The following is a 17305-nucleotide window of genomic DNA, read 5'->3' as shown; positions in this document are numbered from 1 at the left end:
GGTCCGGGCTCGACCCGCACCGCGCCTCCCGCACGCCCCCGCCAGCCCCTCCGCGCCCGCCCCCGGGCCCGCACCGCTCGCACCGCCCGCACCGCCTCCACCCCTCGTCCCCTGCAGGAGCCCCTCGCACATGACCGACGCCCCCGACACCAGCACCCCCACCGACGAGGCGGCCGCCGAGGCCGAGGCGGCCCGTGAGGCGTCGGAGCAGAAGCAGGTGCGCCTCGAGAAGCGCGCCCGCCTGCTCGAGTCGGGCCGCGAGGCCTACCCCGTGGGCGTGCCGGTGACCGACACGATCGCCGCCGTCCGTGCCCGCCACGCCGACCTCGAGCCCGGCGCCGAGACGGGCGACGTCGTCGGCCTGGCCGGCCGCGTCGTGCACGCGCGCAACACCGGCAAGCTCTGCTTCGCCGCCCTGCAGGCCGGCGACGGCACGCGCATCCAGGCGATGGTCTCGCTCGCGGCCGTCGGCGAGCAGGCGCTCGCCGACTGGAAGGAGCTCGTCGACCTCGGCGACCACGTCTTCGTCAAGGGCGAGGTCATCTCGTCGCGGCGGGGCGAGCTGTCGATCATGGTCGCCGAGTGGAGCATCGCCGCGAAGGCGATCCTGCCGCTGCCGAACCTGCACTCCGAGCTCAGCGAAGAGACGCGGGTGCGTCAGCGCTACCTCGACCTGATCGTGCGCGACCAGGCGCGGGCGACGGTCCGGGCCCGTGCCGCGGCCGTCTCGTCGCTGCGGCGCACCTTCGACTCGTACGAGTACCTCGAGGTCGAGACCCCGATGCTCCAGACGATGCACGGCGGTGCCGCGGCACGCCCGTTCCAGACGCACAGCAACGCCTTCGACACCGAGCTCTTCCTCCGCATCGCCCCCGAGCTGTTCCTCAAGCGCGCGGTGGTCGGCGGCATCGACCGCGTCTTCGAGATCAACCGCAACTTCCGCAACGAGGGCGCCGACTCCACCCACTCGCCCGAGTTCGCGATGGTCGAGGCCTACCAGGCGTACGGCGACTACGAGCAGATGGCCCGCCTCACGCAGGAGCTCGTGCAGAACGCCGCGCACGCCGTGGCCGGCTCGCACCTCGTCACCCTCGCCGACGGCTCGGAGTACGACCTCGGCGGCGAGTGGGCCCGCGTGCCGATGTACGAGTCGCTCAGCGAGGCCGCGGGCCGCGAGATCACGCCCGAGACGACGGTCGCCGAGCTGCGGGAGCTCGCCGACTCGGTCGAGCTCGTCGTGCCGCACGAGACGCACGGCAAGCTGGTCGAGGAGCTCTGGGAGCACTTCGTCAAGCCGTCGCTCGACCGCCCCACCTTCGTCGTCGACTTCCCGGTCGACACGAGCCCGCTCGTGCGCCAGCACCGGTCGAAGGCCGGCGTGGTCGAGAAGTGGGACCTCTACGTGCGCGGCTTCGAGCTGGCGACGGCGTACTCGGAGCTCGTCGACCCGGTGATCCAGCGCGAGCGCTTCGTCGAGCAGGCCGCGCTGTCGGCCCGCGGCGACGCGGAGGCGATGCGCCTCGACGAGGACTTCCTCCGCGCGCTCGAGCACGGCATGCCGCCGAGCGGCGGCATGGGCATGGGCATCGACCGCCTGCTGATGGCGATCACCGGCCTCGGCATCCGCGAGACGATCCTCTTCCCGCTCGTCAAGTGACGGAGGCGCGGGTCGGCTCGTGAGGGCCGGCCTCGGTACCCGGTGGACTCCCGGGCACCATCGCTTACCCTGGTGGAGTGCCTGAGACCTTCTGGGGAGCCGCGCTCTTCGCCGTGACCCCGACCATCGTCGTCGGGCTGATCTTCTGGTTCGCCGTCCGGTCGCTGCTCCGTGCCGACCGCACCGAGCGGACCGTCTACTCGCAGATCGAGGCCGAGGAGCGCGCCCGCGCCGAGGCCGAGGAGCGCTCCGGCCGCTGAGGCGCCGCTCCGAGCTCTGACGAGGTGACTCGTCCTGGGTCCTCTCCCTCGTGGAGGGGCCCGGACGGGTCACCTCGTTCGTCGTCGTGGCCCCACTACCCCTCCCGCGGCGATCCCGCCCGCGGTGGGCGGCGGCGTGCCCGCGATCTCGCTCTCGACCTCCTGCTCACCCGGGTGGTCTCGGGGGGCTGAGGGGCGCCTCCCACGGGCCTCGGTGTCCCCCTCATCGGTGGGGCGGACAGCCGGTCTCCGCGTACCCCGCCGCGTTCGGCGGACAGTCGCGCAGTGTTCGCTTGACACCCCGCGATCCCCGTGTTCATGGGGATGCACGGGGGTCGCACCCAGGAAGCCGTACCCCGTGCGACCCCGACCGGGCCTACACCCGCGATGTGCTCCGAGTCAAAGCCGCACCCCGTTCGTCCCCCGAAGCACTCGAAACCCTGTACGTGCCCTCCGAACAACCTTGTGAACTGCCTGAATGACACCAGTGTCATTTCGTGCTGGCACCAGACTCGAAGTACGCCGAAGAGCTTCACGAACTATTCGACACGACACCACGGTCTGAATTCGAGCAGGGAGAGAAACGATGACTACCGTCACCACGCGCAACACCACGGACACCACCGACGACACCGAGGTCGAGGTCCTCTCGCAGGTGCGAGGCGCCTCCACCGACCAGGTGGGCGACTACCTCCGCCACATCGGCCGCATGCCCCTCCTCGACGCCGCGGAGGAGACGGAGATCGCCCGCCGCATCGAGGTCGGCCTCTTCGCCGGCGAGAAGCTCAAGGAGCTCCAGGCCGCCGACGCGGTCAAGAAGGTCCGCACGAAGGCGCACGCCGAGACGATGCGCGACCTCCGCTGGCTGCAGCACGACGGCGAGCGTGCGAAGGACCGCATGATCACCGCGAACCTCCGCCTCGTCGTCAGCATCGCCAAGCGCTACACGCAGCGCGGCCTCCCCTTCATGGACGTCATCCAGGAGGGCAACCTCGGCCTGGTGCGCGCGGTCGAGAAGTTCGACTACACGCAGGGCTACAAGTTCTCGACGTACGCCACTTGGTGGATCCGTCAGGCCATCGCCCGCGGCCTCGCCGACAAGGCGCGTGCCATCCGCATCCCCGTGCACACGGTGGAGCGCATCAACCGCATCTCGCGCGCCGAGCGCGACCTGACCGTCGACCTGGGCCGTGCGCCCACCGTCGAGGAGGTCGCCGCCGAGGTCGCGATGGAGGTCGCCGACCTGGTCGAGCTCAAGTCGCGCTCGCACGAGCCCGTCTCGATCCACACCGTCGTCGGCGACGCCGAGGACAGTGAGCTGGGCGACTTCATCGAGGACGAGGAGACGCCGTCGCCGACGGCCGCCACCGAGAACTCGCTGCTGAACCGCGACATGCACGCCCTCGTGGCGACGCTGCCGGAGGACGAGGCCCGCGTGATCCGCATGCGCTTCGGCCTCGACGACGACCAGCCGATGACCCTCGACGAGATCAGCAAGCGCGTGCACAGCTCGCGCCAGGCCGTCTCGCGCGTCGAGAGCCGCGCCCGCCTGCGCATGTTCGCGAAGGCCGTCAGCCAGGACCTGCAGCTGTACCTGCAGTAGTCCGGCGGCAGCGCCCGCTGTACCGGCACGACCACGAGAGGGCCGCCTCCCCGCCCCGGGGAGGCGGCCCTCCGTCGTCTGCCGCCCCGTGCCTCCCCGGAGCCTCCAGGGTCGCGTCAGGGGGCGGCGTCGCCCGCCTCGTCCTCGGCCTCGGCGCTCGCCACGACCTCCGCCGCCTCGGCCTCGAGCTGCGCCGCGGAGACGAGCCCGCCGCGGCGGTGCGCCGTCCGGGCCTTGAACTTGGCGCGGACGTCGCTCGGCACGAGCTCGAGCAGCTGGTCCTCGCGGAGCGGCAGGTCGAGCAGGCTGAGCTTCAGCCGCCCCTTCGTCGCGTGCCGCCCGGCGTCGAAGCGGATCACCTGCCCGGCCTCGCGCTGCAGCCGCATCGACACGACGCAGCCCTCGCTGACGTCGGCGACCACGCGGCCGTCGACCTCGAGCGCCGCCGACCGGGTGCCTGCGCCGACCTGGAACCGCAGGGCCTCGCCCGGCCCGAGCACCACCGAGCGGTCGATGCCCGACATCGGGGCGACCGGCGTGATGAGCGTCGCCGCGACGGCCGGCGACATGACCGGCCCGCCCGCGGCGTAGTTGTAGGCGGTCGAGCCGGCGCTCGTGGCGACGATGATCGCGTCGGCCTTGTAGTGGCCGTACGGCGTGCCGTCGACGACCAGGTCGGCCGTGACGACGCCCTCGCCCGGGCGGCGCGCGATCGAGACGTCGTTGAAGGCGAGGAAGGTGTGCTCGTCGGTGGAGGTCGAGTGCACCACCTCGACGGCGTGGTGCGGCTCGAGCGAGAAGCGCTTCGCGGCGAGGCGCTCGAGCGCGTCGGGCAGGTCGGCGGGCTCGACCTCGACGAGGAAGCCCAGGTTGCCGTAGTTCACGCCGAGCACCGGCACCGGGCGGTCGGCCACGAGGCGCATCGCCCCGAGCATCGTGCCGTCGCCGCCGAGGGCGACCACGACGTCGACCCGGTCGCGGAACGACCGCTCGTCGACCAGCTCGACCGCGCCCGCGACCCGGTGCTCGTCGCTCTGCAGCGCGATCAGCAGCACGTCGCCCTTGCCGGGCAGGCCGTCCTGCTTCCAGGCGCAGAGGATCGCGACCGACTCGGCCACGGACTTGGTGGGGTGCGGCACGAGACCGACGGTGAAGGTGCCCATGGAGCGACCGTACCGGCGCGCTCCGACAGGTCGCTGCACCTCCGTCACGCCCCCAGCGAACAGGGGCTGCGAACCCCGGGGCCCGTGGTTACTCTCGACAACAGACACCGGTGCTGCCCCCAGTTGGCACCGACTGCATGAGCGGTGGCGCCACTCCCACCCCGCCACCGAGGGAGCAAGAGAAGATGTTCGAGAGATTCACCGACCGTGCCCGTCGCGTCGTCGTCCTCGCCCAGGAAGAGGCGAAGATGCTCAACCACAACTACATCGGTACCGAGCACATCCTGCTCGGGCTCATCCACGAGGGCGAGGGCGTCGCCGCCAAGGCCCTCGAGTCGCTGGGCATCTCGCTCGACGCCGTGCGCGAGCAGGTCCAGGACATCATCGGCCAGGGCCAGCAGCAGCCCACCGGTCACATCCCCTTCACGCCGCGCGCGAAGAAGGTCCTCGAGCTCAGCCTCCGCGAGGCCCTCCAGCTCGGCCACAACTACATCGGCACCGAGCACATCCTGCTCGGCCTGATCCGCGAGGGCGAGGGCGTCGCCGCCCAGGTCCTCGTGAAGCTCGGCGCCGACCTCAACCGGGTCCGCCAGCAGGTCATCCAGCTCCTGTCCGGCTACCAGGGCAAGGAGGCGGTGGCCGTGGGAGGCGAGCAGCAGCAGGGCACCCAGGGCGGCAGCCAGGTCCTCGACCAGTTCGGCCGCAACCTGACCCAGGCCGCGCGCGACAACAAGCTCGACCCGGTCATCGGTCGCGAGAAGGAGATGGAGCGGGTCATGCAGATCCTCTCCCGCCGCTCGAAGAACAACCCCGTGCTGATCGGCGAGCCCGGCGTCGGCAAGACCGCCGTCGTCGAGGGCCTCGCGCAGGCCATCGTCAAGGGCGAGGTGCCCGAGACCCTGAAGGACAAGCAGCTCTACTCGCTCGACCTCGGCTCGCTCATCGCCGGCAGCCGCTACCGCGGTGACTTCGAGGAGCGCCTGAAGAAGGTCACCAAGGAGATCCGCACGCGCGGCGACATCATCGTCTTCATCGACGAGATCCACACCCTCGTGGGTGCGGGCGCCGCCGAGGGCGCGATCGACGCCGCGTCGATCCTCAAGCCGCTGCTCGCCCGCGGCGAGCTGCAGACCATCGGCGCCACGACGCTCGACGAGTACCGCAAGCACTTCGAGAAGGACGCCGCCCTCGAGCGCCGCTTCCAGTCGGTGCAGGTCAACGAGCCGTCGCTGCCCCACACGATCAACATCCTCAAGGGCCTCCGCGACAAGTACGAGGCCTTCCACAAGGTGTCCATCACCGACGGCGCGATCGTCTCGGCGGCGAACCTCGCCGACCGCTACGTGAGCGACCGCTTCCTGCCCGACAAGGCCATCGACCTGATCGACGAGGCCGGCGCCCGCCTGCGCCTCTCGATCCTGTCGGCCCCGCCGGAGCTGCGCGAGTTCGACGACCGCATCGCCGGCGTGCGCGCCCAGAAGGAAGCCGCCATCGAGGACCAGGACTTCGAGAAGGCCGCCTCGCTCCGCGACGAGGAGAAGAAGCTGCTCGGTGAGCGCCTCCGCCTCGAGAAGCAGTGGCGCTCGGGCGAGGCCGGAGCCGGCGGCACCGTCGACGAGGGCATCATCGCCGAGGTGCTGGCCCAGGCGACGGGCATCCCCGTCTTCAAGCTCACCGAGGAGGAGACCTCGCGTCTCGTCTTCATGGAGCAGGCGCTGCACCAGCGCGTCATCGGTCAGGAGGAGGCCATCGCGGCGCTCTCCAAGACCATCCGCCGCACGCGTGCCGGCCTGAAGGACCCGAACCGCCCCTCCGGCTCGTTCATCTTCGCGGGGCCCACGGGCGTCGGCAAGACCGAGCTGGCCAAGGCGCTCGCCGAGTTCCTCTTCGACGACGAGGGCGCGCTGATCAGCCTCGACATGTCGGAGTTCGGCGAGAAGCACACCGTCTCGCGCCTCTTCGGTGCCCCTCCCGGGTTCGTCGGCTTCGAGGAGGGCGGCCAGCTCACCGAGAAGGTGCGCCGCAAGCCGTTCTCCGTGGTGCTGTTCGACGAGATCGAGAAGGCCCACCCCGACATCTTCAACAGCCTGCTGCAGGTGCTCGAGGAGGGTCGTCTGACCGACGGCCAGGGTCGTGTCGTCGACTTCAAGAACACGGTCATCATCATGACGACCAACCTCGGCTCGAAGGGCATCGCCGGCGGCCCCGTCGGCTTCCAGATCGAGGGCGACACCGCGACCGGCTACGACCGCATGCGCGCCAAGGTCAACGAGGAGCTCAAGAAGCACTTCAAGCCCGAGTTCCTCAACCGCGTGGACGACACCATCGTCTTCCCGCAGCTGTCGGGCCCCGAGCTGCTCCAGATCGTCGACCTGTTCGTCAAGCGCCTCAGCGAGCGTCTGCTCGACCGCGACATGACGGCCATGCTGACGGTGCCCGCCAAGGAGCGCCTCATCCAGGTCGGCTTCGACCCGGCCCTGGGTGCTCGCCCGCTGCGTCGTGCCATCCAGCACGAGGTGGAGGACCGCCTCTCCGAGCGCATCCTCACGGGCGACCTGACGGCCGGCGACCACGTCGTGGTCGACTACGTCGACGGCGAGTTCGTGTTCACCACGACCCGCCAGCAGGGCCGCGACGAGGTGCTCGTGCTCGAGAAGAGCGACGACTAGGCAGCACCCCGTGCGGGTCTCACCCGCAGTGGCGCCCGAGGGCGGTCCGGCTCCGGCCGGGCCGCCCTCGGGCGTTCGTGCGTCCTCGCGCGGTGGGGTGCGGCGGGTCACCGTCCCCGCGGGCGGGTGGGCGCTGACCCGCCGTGACCGACGCCGACCCGCCGACCCGCGCCTCCTCGGCTCTCCCCGCCCGCCGGAGGCGCGGGGCGCGTGGGTAGGCTGGCCCGATGACCTCCGCCGACCAGCACGGCATCACCGTGCGTGACGCCGTCGTCAGCGACGTGCCGCACATCCAGAGGCTCTGCGAGCCGTTCGTGCAGCGACGCATCCTGCTCGGCAAGGACCTGGTGACGCTCTACGGCGACGTGCAGGAGTTCCAGATCGCGATCGGCCCCGACGGGGTGCCCGTCGGCTGTGGCGCGCTGCACGTCATGTGGGACGACCTGGCCGAGATCCGGACCCTCGCCCTCGACCCCGCGTGGATCCGCAAGGGAGTCGGCCACCGCCTCCTCGACGGCCTGGAGGAGGCGGCCCGTCGTCTCGAGATCGGTCGCCTGTTCTGCCTCACGTTCGAGGTCGACTTCTTCGAGAAGCACGACTACCTCAACGTCGGCGACGAGGGTCTCGTGCCGCCCGAGGTGTACGCAGAGCTCGTGCGGTCGACCGACGAGGGCGTCGCGGAGTTCCTCGACCTGGCGCGCGTGAAGCCGAACACGCTGGGCAACTCGCGCATGCTGAAGGCGCTTCCGCCGCGGCCGTAGGTCGACGGTCGGGCGCGGGTGGTCCACCGGGCTCGACTGACTCGCCGGGCTCAGCCGGCTCGACGGGCTCGGCGCACGCTCGGCCCATTCTCAGCGCACACGCCGCCGCCCTCCCGGTCACGGCGGTGACCAGCGCTTAACCTCTGCTCATGTCGACGTTCATGGATCCGACCGGGCCGCAGCCGCCCTCGGTGTACTGGCGTCGGCGTGCGATGGTCGCCCTCGGTCTCGTCGTCGTCATCATCGTCATCGTGCTGATCGTCGTGCGACCCGGCTCCGGCGCCGCCGAGCCCGGCGCTGCCGCGACGAGCACGCCCCCGGCCGCCGCCGAGGAGACGACCGAGGCCTCGGCACCCGCCACGGGCGCGGCTCCCGCCGCCGACGCGACCGCTCCGGCCACCGACGCGCCCGCCGCGGGCGACGACGCCACCTGCGCCGCGGGCGTCGTCGACCTCGTGCCGATCACCGACGCGGCGACGTACGCGTCGACGCAGCTGCCCCAGATCTCGATGTCGATCACGAACACCGGCTCGGTCGACTGCTCGCTGAACCTCGGGTCGAGCCAGCAGGCCCTCGTCGTCACGAGCGGCCAGGAGCAGTGGTGGTCGTCGAAGGACTGCCAGGTGAACCCGACCGACCAGGTCGTCACCATCCAGGCCGGCCAGACCTTGACCACGCCGGCGATCGCCTGGGACCGCACCCGCTCCACCCCCGACACCTGCGAGGGCACGCGCACCCCGGTTCCTGCGGGAGGCGCGACCTACCGTCTGACCGTCAGCGTCGGAGACATCGTCTCGGCCGACACCGCCCCCATGATCCTGAACTGAGCGCATGACCGATCCTTCTCCCCGTTCCGAGGCCCTCGAGCTGGCGCTGGCGTCGCAGGACGTCGCGGCCGTCGCGTTCGCCCTCCGTCACGACGTGGTCGTGGTGCCGAAGCTGGTGGCGCCCGCGGGCGCGGGTGCGGGTGCCGGTGCTGCGGGTGCCTCGGGCGCTGACGGAGGCTCGACGGCCGCTGGAGCCGAGGGAGGCGCGGACGAGTCCGCCGACGACGGTCCCGTCTTCGGGGCGGCCGAGCAGGTGCGCGTCTTCGGCCGCGAGAACACCGACAAGCGGATCCTGTTGCTCTTCTCGTCGGCCGACGCCTACGCGGCGATGGTGCCGGACGACCCGCGCCGCGAGGTGATGCTCTACGACGCCGACGCGCTGCGGGCCTTCCTCGACGTGCACCTCGACGTGCTCGAGCAGGTCTTCTTCGACATCGCCGGGCCGCACACGATGGCCGCGACCCCCGAGGACCTGCTCAAGGCCCTCCGCTAGCCGCCCGCCGTGGCGCGCGCCGTGCCGCACCACGTTCTCGCCTCGGAACCACGCCGCGGCGTGGTTCGCGTGCGAGGACGTGGTGTCTCGCGTGCCCGGTGGGCCGGGCCGGGCCGCACCCGGCCGCGCGCCGTGTGCCGCACCCCGTCTTCGCGACGGAACCCTGCCGCGGCGGGGTGCGCGTGCGAGAACGGGGTGCCACGCGGGTCGCGCCGCGCCGCTCCGGGCCCCGCGCAGCGTGCCGCACCCCGTCTTCGCACCGGCACCATGCCGCGGCGGGGTTCGTATGCGAGAACGGGGTGTGTGGCGAAGCGAGGCGGGTCGGGCGGCGCGGAGCGTGCCGCACCACGTTCTCGCCTCGGAACCACGCCGCGGCCTAGTTCGCGTGCGAGGACGTGGTGTCTCGCGGGCCGGATCGGGTCGGGCTGCTCCGGGTGGCGCGCGGCGTGCCGCACCCCGTCTTCGCACCGGCACCCCGCCGCGGCGTGGTTCGCGTGCGAGGACGGGGTGCCTCGCGGCGCGCGCGACGCGCGCTAGAACGCGGCGTCGAGCTCGCGCTCGCGCGGCGTCGCCGCAGCGCTGAACGCGCGGCGCAGCGCCTCGCGCAGGTTGCCCGACTCCGAGTCGACGAGCTGCGTGAAGCCGAGACGCCGGGCCTCCGACGCGCGCTGCTTCGGCGACGACACGGGCCGGATCTCGCCTGCGAGGCTGATCTCGCCGACGGCCGCGAGGGTGTGGGGGAAGCTCGCGTCACGGCTGGCGCTCGCGAGGGCCAGGGCGATGGCGAGGTCGGCGCCGGGCTCGGTGATCTTGATGCCGCCGACGGTCGAGACGTAGACGTCGGCGTCGCCGAGGCGGATGCCCGCGCGCCGTTCGAGCACGGCGAGCAGCATGGCGACCCGGGAGGAGTCGACGCCGTTGACGACGCGGCGGGGCTGCGGGGTGCTGCTGGCCACGATGAGGGCCTGGACCTCCACCGGGAGCGCACGCCGCCCCTCCATCGCGACGGTGATGCAGGTGCCGCTGACCGGTGGGCCGCCGCGTGACATGAAGAGGCCGCTGGGGTCGGCGACCTCGGCGATGCCGTCGCCGGTCATCTCGAAGCAGCCGACCTCGTCGGTCGGGCCGAAGCGGTTCTTGTGGGCGCGGATGAACCGCAGCGCGGTCTGGCGATCGCCCTCGAACTGGCAGACGACGTCGACCAGGTGCTCGAGGAGGCGCGGGCCGGCGATCGTGCCGTCCTTCGTCACGTGCCCCACCAGCAGCACCGGCAGGTTCCGGTCTTTGCTGACGCGGATGAGGGTCGAGGCGACCTCTCGCACCTGCGACGTGCCGCCCGCGATGCCGTCGATGGACGACGACGAGACCGTCTGGACGGAGTCGACGATGACGAGCTGCGGGTCGACCTGGTCGATCTGCCCGAGGATGACGGAGAGGTCGACCTCGGCGGCGAGGAAGAGGTTGTCGTGCATGGCACCGGTGCGCTGGGCGCGGAGGCGGACCTGCGCCGCGCTCTCCTCTGCGGTGACGTAGAGCACGCGGGCACCGGTGGCGGCGGCGCGGGAGGCGACCTCGAGCAGCAGGGTCGACTTGCCGACTCCGGGCTCGCCGCTGAGCAGGATGGCCGCGCCGGGGACGATGCCGCCGCCGAGCACGCGGTCGAACTCGTGGATGCCGCTCGGCCAGTACGCGACGCTGTTCGCCTCGACCTGTGTGATGGGGCGGGCGACGCGGTCGCCGCCGACGGTGACCGGGGCCGTGCCCCGGGCGCTGACCAGGGCCGAGGTGACGTCGACGACGGTGCCCCAGCGCTGGCACTCCCCGCAGCGACCGACCCACTTGAGGCTGGTCCAGCCGCACTCTGTGCAGCGGAAGGAGGGGGAGGTGGAGCGGGCCATGCGGTCAGCCTAGGTGGGTCCACCGACAGCGGGGGCGCCTCCTCGGGGCTGTTGGGGAGAAGGCTCTCTCGGCCGACCTGGGGAGGGCGGGAGGCGCGGGCCGAGTGGTCACGACCGGCTCCTCCGCACCGGGGTGCGAGCCGTTCGCGACCACTCGGTGCTCAGCGGCCCGCGGCGTCCGTCCCGCGCTGGGCGGCACGGCCGGCGCGGCGCTCGGCGGTGCGGGCGACGGCCCCCGCGGCGGCGGCGTCGTGCACGGTGGCGGTGGCGTCGGTGACCGCGCGGTCGGCGGCGATGCGGGCGACGCGGGCGGCGACGGCCGGCTCGAAGGCGGAGGCCCAGACGCGGTAGCCGCGGTCGTTGGGGTGGAAGAGGTCGCCGGCCGAGTTGCGGTAGGTGCGGAAGAAGCCCTGCTTCCGTGTCGTGGCGTACAGGGGGGCGACGGTGAGGCCGAACTCGTCGGCGACGCGGCGGACGATGCGGTTGGCCTCGACGAGCTTCTTCTCGCGATCGGGGATCCACATGGCGGGCAGGTCGCCGACGATGGCGTGCGACGGCAGGGCTCCGTAGATGACGCGGATGTTCTTCTCGAACGACTCGGGGTCGAAGGCGATGATGTCGTTGGCGCCGATGGCCACGGTGACGACGTCGGGTTCGTACTTCTCGAACTTCGGCAGCTGGTCCTTCCGGCAGAGCCAGGTGGTCGAGCCGCTGACGCTGAGGTTGACGACGCGCAGCGAGGTGTGGCCCTGGCGGCGGATGTACGCCGAGAGGCGGCCGACGTAGCTGCGGGCGGGGCTCGAGGCGCCGATGCCCTGCGCGGCGGAGTCGCCCATCGCGACGTAGAGCAGCGCGCCTCCGCGGTCGAACCGGGCGCGCCACCAGGCCGAGTGGACGGGCAGCAGGGCGTTCAGGTCGGCGGCGGCGGCGTTCCGGTGGCGGAGTAAGCTGCGGACGCCGGCTCCGGCGGCTGCGGTGGCGGCGAGGGTGACGCCGACGCCCGAGAAGAAGGCGGCGGCGGTGTGGCGTGTGGGCATGCCTGGACGCTACGCCGGGCACTTCGGCGGCTGCTCACCGCGCGCGTGGCGTGGCCATGAACCGCGTTCCGTTCGATGAACCGAGTCGTGCCGCGGTTCATGGAGCGGAACGCGGTTCTCCGTGGCCCCAGCCGAGTGCAGGAGGCGCGGGTCGGCACCCCCGCCACCCCGATTTCCGACATGGCCGCGGGATGTACTAAACTCTCTCCCGGTACCGTGTCCGAGCGGCCGAAGGATCATGTCTCGAAAACATGTGTGGGGGAGACTCCACCGTGGGTTCAAATCCCACCGGTACCGCCAGAGGGTTGTTTGCGCATCATCCGAAATTCGTTTGCGGAACTCAGCCCGAGAAGAAAGCCCCCGAGTAGCTCGGGGGCTTTCTTCCGTTTCTGGGCCAAGAAGCGCTTCCCGGCGAGGGGTTCGGGACCTCTTGGCCTCTCCCTCTCGGCCACCAGGCGTGCGGGCGGCTTAAACGACGAAGCGACGCGCCCTTCTGGGCGCGCCGGATTGACTCGTGAGCGGTGGGGGATAGCGGAAGGCTCGGGTGTGGTGCCTTGGAACGGGCCTGGGCCTACGTTCGCGGAGGCGGATCGACGGTGGGTCCACTCGTCGGGAACGGGGACAGTTCGGGTCGGACGTAGTCGGCGCGGTAGTTGCTCATGCCCTCGGCATCACGACGGCGGGTGCGCCGTGCAGGCACCGGCGTCAGGCCCTTCGCGACGCGGCGGTCGCGGTCCTTCGGCGCTCGGTGCTTGGCGGCGAGGAAGGTGACGATCTTGCGGATGTTGGCGGCCGTCGCGAGCATGGCGAGAAGGAACTGCTGAGCGGCGAGACCGCGCAGGCGCCGTGCACTGGAGTCGGCGATGCGCTCGGGACCGGTCTTGATGAAGGCGTTGAAGCTCTCGATGCTGTTGCGGTCGCGGCGGTAGGTCTTGGACCACTCCTTGCTGCCATAAGGCAGCATCTGGTTCATCTTCTCGCCGTCCTCCGGGCGCACCGTGATCGAGGTCTGGCAGCAGACCTTATCTGTCTGCTTGGGGACGTTGGCGCGCAGCACCTGCCGGCGTTCCTTGTCCGGCGATGCACGCTTGTCGAGCTTGCGGAGGGGGCACTCGACCGTCGCACTCGGGCCGAGGGCTGGGCAGCGCATCTTCACGTTGCCGTTGGCGTCGGGACCCTCCTTCTTGTGGAGTCGGTATGCGTCACGCTCGTCGATCTGCTGGGACCACTCGACGTTGTCGATCTCCTTGTTGTTGCGCCGCACCGTTGCATCGAGGAGTCGCTTCGGTGTGCCGGGGCAGAACTGACCGCCTTCAACGAGCTTGGCTCCGCCGACCTGGCCCCGCACACCGGTCTGGTTCGCGCGGTTGTAGTCGAAGACGAGGCCGACGCCGAGCTCTCTCATCGGACGGTGGAAGTCCTCCATCGTGAGACCCGCGGAGTACCCGAGGTCGGACGAGAGGCGCGCGATGTCGTACCCGCGTTCCTGGATGTTCTTCACGAGCTCGACGGTGTGGAACCCGATGCCTTTGTTGGGCGTCGTCAGGCTCGCCCCACGGATCAGCTGTGGTGCTTCGGTGGGGTCCCCTGAAGGGTCCTCGTTGACGTCGATGATGAGGTTCGCGGTGTAGGCGAGCAGCCACCGGCTCCGTGCCTGCTTGACGCTCGCCTTGCCGTTCTCCTTGGTGTGCTTGCTGAAGACGCGTTCCTTCTCTCCCTTGTCGATCGGGTACAGGTCAGCTTCGAGTTCCATCGCGTACTTCGGCTGTTCCTTGTCCGTGCCCGCGATGAACATGGGCTGCTCGACGCCGTTCTCCCGCGGCCAACGGTTCTTCTGGCTCGGTGCACGCAGCACTGTCTGGTCGACGGAGAGCGCGAGACGCTGACGTCGCACGGCTCGAGGCAGGTTCTGGGCGGTGGCCTCCAGCAGCGTGTTCGTGAAGGTCATGCTGCGCTCGTGTGCGCGGCGTTCGATGTTCTTGTCCCGGAGCGCGTCCAGGCTGCTCCGCTCGTCCCGGGTGAGCAGGCGGCGGGGCGCCGGCCAGGCGTCCCAGAGGTCGATGATGCGGTGCATGGCCCGCCATGCCAGGAAGTACCAGTCGTTGGGCTTGTCGTTGTCGTACAGGTGAGCGATGCCGAGCTCGCGACGGGCTTCATCGTCGAGACGGTGTTCGAAGACGCGGCCCATCTCGCGCACGAAGATCATGGACTGCTCCGACAGGAGCATCATCACCACGGTCAGGATGGCCAGGTCATCGATCTTCGGTTTGGCACCGCCCGGGGCTTTCTTCTCGCGGTCCTCCGCGCGCCATGTCGCGAGGAGCTCGATGACACCCGATGAACGGAGGAAAGTCATCCACTCACGGGCGTCGGCGCCGCGGAACTTGGTCGTCTTGGTCGATCCGCTGACGATCCGGTCGGCCGTGTAGATGCCGTTGAAGAACTCCTCGTCATGGAAAGAGGGCTTGCCGGTCACTGAGTCGCTCCCGTTGAGCGGAGAAGCGCGTGAAGCTCAACCTCGGGCATGACCTTGGCCAAGGGCGCGTAGCGAAGGAGGGACGAGACGTTCTTGAAGCCGGCCGCGTAGACGATGCTCGCCAGGGGCAGAACGTTGATCTGGTCCACGATCCAGGTGATGCGGAGGCGCCGAATAGCAGGACCGTCGTATCGGGCGCCGTAGTGCATCAGCGCGATCTCCCGCGAGGACTCCTTGCGGTGGGGGATGACCGCGTAGTCATCGTCGCCGAGTCCCTCGAAAGCGATGTCTGCGTACGAATTCCACCCGATTCGGATGGGGATGCTTCGCGGCGCCTTTCCGGTCACACGGACGACCCAGCCAGCCGGAGTGCGCGTCAAGTCCCGGCCACGGACCGCGGCGATCTCGGTCGCACCGAGGCCTGCGCCACCGGCAAGCGCGAGAAGCCCATAAGAATCCCGGCGGGCTCGGTCGGTGGACCTCGACGCGGCCCAGCTCTCGAAGGCGGGAAGCTCGGAATGCGAGAAGGGTCGTATCTCCCGGCTCTGCTTGTTGAGGCGGTGAGGAGACGGCTCGTAACCAAGCGCTTCAGCGAGGTTCAGGAGTCTGGTCTCGGCAAGCTGCTGCGTCTTGGCGCTGGGGTAGGTGCGGGCGAAGCGGTAGATCATGGACGGGTAGAAGAGGTCATCGCGGCGCAGCTCCGCACCGGCTTCGTGGAACGCCCACACGACGTACCGGCTCGCGAAGGTCAGGAGGATCCTCGTGTAGAGCATGTCGTGGGGTTTGGCGTCGAGGACGCACGCGAGCGTGAAGTCCCGAACGGGCAGCCACTTGGTCGGGGCGATACGTCGCGGCTGATAGCGCAAGATCGCCTCCTGTAGCTCCAGCGTGGCGTGGTCATTAGATTGACCAAAGTGTGCTACGGCACGCTCGAGTTGGGAAGAGGGGGAAGTCGGAGGCTGTGTCTCGTCAGGGGTGGTCACGAGAGATGGACATGAGACAAGACAAGGCCATCAAGCGGTCTGGTGCGCTTTCAGCGCACATCTAGACTGCGGAGGTGCCTGATCCACGTTTCGAGCCGCGGTCCTACCTGCGTGAGCCAGGCCGCTTCGGTCGCGACCCCGAAGCTCAGTGGGTCTCGGCGGTGTCGTTCTCGTCAGGCCAGCTCGACCAGTGGGGCGCTGCTCGCATTCAGCATCGCCTGGCGTGCAGCATCCGAGTCGAGATAGCGAGACAATTCCGCTCTGTCGGGACGTACGCGGCTGCCTCTGGGCAGAGTCCTGAGCGGCTGGGGCGTCTGCTTAGGGGTGAGGTCGTGATGCGTCTGGAAGACGTGGCAAATGCCCGTCGCCATTTGGGCGTCTGAGGGAACCTGGCCGACGCGGGAAGTGATCGTCTTGTCCCTATACGGGCGTCATGGCCGCAGCCTCGGCTCGCGCCGGGGTGGTAACCATCAGCGAAGTGAGTACCGCCGGGGGTCGTCGTCCGCTCTGGCGACGTAAGGCAAGAGCCGGTCGAGCGCTTCGGCTGACTGCAAGCCGGCGACCTCCAACAACAGGTCGAGGGGCGTCCCCCGCCGGAGGTGTTCCACGATCCAGGTCGCTCGCATGCGTCGGGACTGCAGCTCGACCGCAGGGCGTGGATTCCGGCTGACGAAGTCCGTGACGAGATTGATGTTCCCGCCTCGCTGCCCGCTCCGGAATGCCCACCGGGAGGCTGCCTTGGACGCCGTTCGGCGCTGCAGGAAGGGGGCCCACTGAGCAAGAACCGGGACGTTTCTCGCCTCGTCACCCGACACGCGCACCGCGACGCCCCGACTATCTGACGTGATGTTCACGAGTTCTAGATCGATGATCTCCCGCCCCGTCAGTCCTGCCCCGAGTCCGAGCGCGAGGAGCGCGCCGGCGCTGGTCGTCCGTTCCTCGTCGTGCTGGCTACTGGCCCACGACAACAACGACGCCACCTCGCTCGGGGTGTACGGACGTGACGCCTCAGCCTTGCCCAGGGCCCGGAATGTACCCGCAGCTTCGTCGCCCAGGAGCGCCTCCGACGTGCGTCTCAACCGAGCGCGCAGGGTGTTCTTTCCTGCCCTGCTGTACTGCCCGAGGTGATGCTGCACGAAGCGGTTGATGAACCTCGGGTCGAAGACGTTGTCATCTTCGAGGGGAACGTTAGCTACCGCCCAGGCGAACAGGGCGAGACGGGAAACGGCCGGGTAGAGCTCCTTCTCGGAGTACGGCGTTCTGGGGGCCGTGTCGCGGACGACGCGCCGCACGTAAGGGCGGATGGCGGCCCACTGATCAGCAGGCATCTTCGGCGTGTAGTCGTAATGAGCCGCAGCCAGCACCTCGGGCTCCCTCTCGGCCATGCGCTTCATTACCTCGAGCTGCCGTTCGCGGCGTTCGTCAGCTTCATCGCTCACCGGCGCTCATCTCCAAGCTCGAAAGTGGTCATTACAATG

At 70.0% G+C, this 17305-nt stretch carries 13 protein-coding genes and 1 tRNA gene; 8 read left to right on the top strand and 6 right to left on the bottom strand.

All coding sequences use genetic code 11. The features are described 5' to 3' along the window. The first annotated feature begins 130 nt into the window (after positions 1-130). From lysS to FHR77_RS13135, 3 genes are all read left to right on the top strand, one after another. A complete protein-coding gene (gene lysS, locus FHR77_RS13145; RefSeq protein ID WP_167260840.1) occupies positions 131-1657 on the top strand; it encodes a lysine--tRNA ligase in 1527 nt (508 codons plus the stop codon). Positions 1658-1734: 77 nt separating this feature from the next. After that, positions 1735-1917 (top strand): hypothetical protein, encoded by a 183-nt coding sequence (locus FHR77_RS13140; protein ID WP_056057920.1) that lies wholly within the window; start codon positions 1735-1737, stop codon positions 1915-1917. A gap of 586 nt (positions 1918-2503) precedes the next feature. After that, a complete protein-coding gene (locus FHR77_RS13135; RefSeq protein WP_167260838.1) occupies positions 2504-3520 on the top strand; it encodes a sigma-70 family RNA polymerase sigma factor in 1017 nt (338 codons plus the stop codon). 116 nt (positions 3521-3636) lie between these two features. Here FHR77_RS13135 and FHR77_RS13130 read toward each other — a convergent pair whose 3' ends face one another. Next, on the bottom strand, positions 3637-4683 hold the full coding sequence (locus FHR77_RS13130; RefSeq protein WP_167260836.1) for an NAD(+)/NADH kinase: 1047 nt from the start codon (positions 4681-4683) through the stop codon (positions 3637-3639). A 185-nt stretch (positions 4684-4868) separates the two neighbouring features. Here FHR77_RS13130 and FHR77_RS13125 point away from each other — a divergent pair, with 185 nt between their 5' ends. The 4 genes from FHR77_RS13125 to FHR77_RS13110 all read left to right on the top strand — a co-directional run bounded on the left by FHR77_RS13125 (position 4869) and on the right by FHR77_RS13110 (position 9433). Beyond that, complete coding sequence (locus FHR77_RS13125) at positions 4869-7352, top strand: ATP-dependent Clp protease ATP-binding subunit (RefSeq protein ID WP_056057913.1); 2484 nt, start codon at positions 4869-4871, stop codon at positions 7350-7352. A gap of 227 nt (positions 7353-7579) precedes the next feature. After that, a complete protein-coding gene (locus FHR77_RS13120; protein ID WP_167260834.1) occupies positions 7580-8113 on the top strand; it encodes an amino-acid N-acetyltransferase in 534 nt (177 codons plus the stop codon). A gap of 149 nt (positions 8114-8262) precedes the next feature. Further along, entirely contained in the window at positions 8263-8940 is a 678-nt protein-coding gene (locus tag FHR77_RS13115; RefSeq protein ID WP_167260832.1) for a hypothetical protein, read from the top strand. 4 nt (positions 8941-8944) lie between these two features. Continuing rightward, complete coding sequence (locus FHR77_RS13110; protein ID WP_167260830.1) at positions 8945-9433, top strand: dehydrogenase; 489 nt, start codon at positions 8945-8947, stop codon at positions 9431-9433. A gap of 533 nt (positions 9434-9966) precedes the next feature. Here FHR77_RS13110 and radA read toward each other — a convergent pair. Together radA and FHR77_RS16460 are read right to left on the bottom strand one after the other, a co-directional pair. Beyond that, entirely contained in the window at positions 9967-11331 is a 1365-nt protein-coding gene (gene radA, locus FHR77_RS13105) for a DNA repair protein RadA (RefSeq protein WP_056057903.1), read from the bottom strand. A 161-nt stretch (positions 11332-11492) separates the two neighbouring features. Then, entirely contained in the window at positions 11493-12368 is an 876-nt protein-coding gene (locus FHR77_RS16460; protein ID WP_167260828.1) for an SGNH/GDSL hydrolase family protein, read from the bottom strand. Between the two features lie 210 nt (positions 12369-12578). Between FHR77_RS16460 and FHR77_RS13095 the strand changes: the two genes are divergently transcribed. Further along, a tRNA-Ser gene (locus tag FHR77_RS13095) sits at positions 12579-12668 on the top strand. Between the two features lie 271 nt (positions 12669-12939). Here FHR77_RS13095 and FHR77_RS13090 read toward each other — a convergent pair. The 3 genes from FHR77_RS13090 to FHR77_RS13080 all read right to left on the bottom strand — a co-directional run bounded on the left by FHR77_RS13090 (position 12940) and on the right by FHR77_RS13080 (position 17266). Then, on the bottom strand, positions 12940-14844 hold the full coding sequence (locus FHR77_RS13090; protein ID WP_054145817.1) for a hypothetical protein: 1905 nt from the start codon (positions 14842-14844) through the stop codon (positions 12940-12942). Continuing rightward, positions 14841-15710, bottom strand: a complete 870-nt coding sequence (locus tag FHR77_RS13085; protein ID WP_152970196.1) for a hypothetical protein — start codon at positions 15708-15710, stop codon at positions 14841-14843. The genes FHR77_RS13090 and FHR77_RS13085 overlap by 4 nt, the downstream gene beginning before the upstream one ends. Before the next feature lie 587 nt (positions 15711-16297). Beyond that, on the bottom strand, positions 16298-17266 hold the full coding sequence (locus FHR77_RS13080) for a hypothetical protein (RefSeq protein ID WP_152970197.1): 969 nt from the start codon (positions 17264-17266) through the stop codon (positions 16298-16300). Positions 17267-17305: the final 39 nt, after the last annotated feature.

The sequence above is a fragment of the Frigoribacterium endophyticum genome, assembly GCF_011759585.1.
Lineage (GTDB): Bacteria > Actinomycetota > Actinomycetes > Actinomycetales > Microbacteriaceae > Frigoribacterium > Frigoribacterium endophyticum.
The sequence above is the reverse complement of the archived record's forward strand: the minus strand, read 5'-3'. Positions and strand labels throughout refer to the sequence as shown.

Excerpts from the sequence above, each read along its gene's own strand:
- lysS (WP_167260840.1), top strand. The coding sequence starts at position 131 with ATGACCGACGCCCCCGACACCAGCACCCCCACCGACGAGGCGGCCGCC.
- FHR77_RS13135 (WP_167260838.1), top strand. The coding sequence starts at position 2,504 with ATGACTACCGTCACCACGCGCAACACCACGGACACCACCGACGACACC.
- FHR77_RS13130 (WP_167260836.1), bottom strand. The coding sequence starts at position 4,683 with ATGGGCACCTTCACCGTCGGTCTCGTGCCGCACCCCACCAAGTCCGTG.
- FHR77_RS13125 (WP_056057913.1), top strand. The coding sequence starts at position 4,869 with ATGTTCGAGAGATTCACCGACCGTGCCCGTCGCGTCGTCGTCCTCGCC.
- FHR77_RS13120 (WP_167260834.1), top strand. The coding sequence starts at position 7,580 with ATGACCTCCGCCGACCAGCACGGCATCACCGTGCGTGACGCCGTCGTC.
- FHR77_RS13115 (WP_167260832.1), top strand. The coding sequence starts at position 8,263 with ATGTCGACGTTCATGGATCCGACCGGGCCGCAGCCGCCCTCGGTGTAC.
- FHR77_RS13110 (WP_167260830.1), top strand. The coding sequence starts at position 8,945 with ATGACCGATCCTTCTCCCCGTTCCGAGGCCCTCGAGCTGGCGCTGGCG.
- radA (WP_056057903.1), bottom strand. The coding sequence starts at position 11,331 with ATGGCCCGCTCCACCTCCCCCTCCTTCCGCTGCACAGAGTGCGGCTGG.
- FHR77_RS16460 (WP_167260828.1), bottom strand. The coding sequence starts at position 12,368 with ATGCCCACACGCCACACCGCCGCCGCCTTCTTCTCGGGCGTCGGCGTC.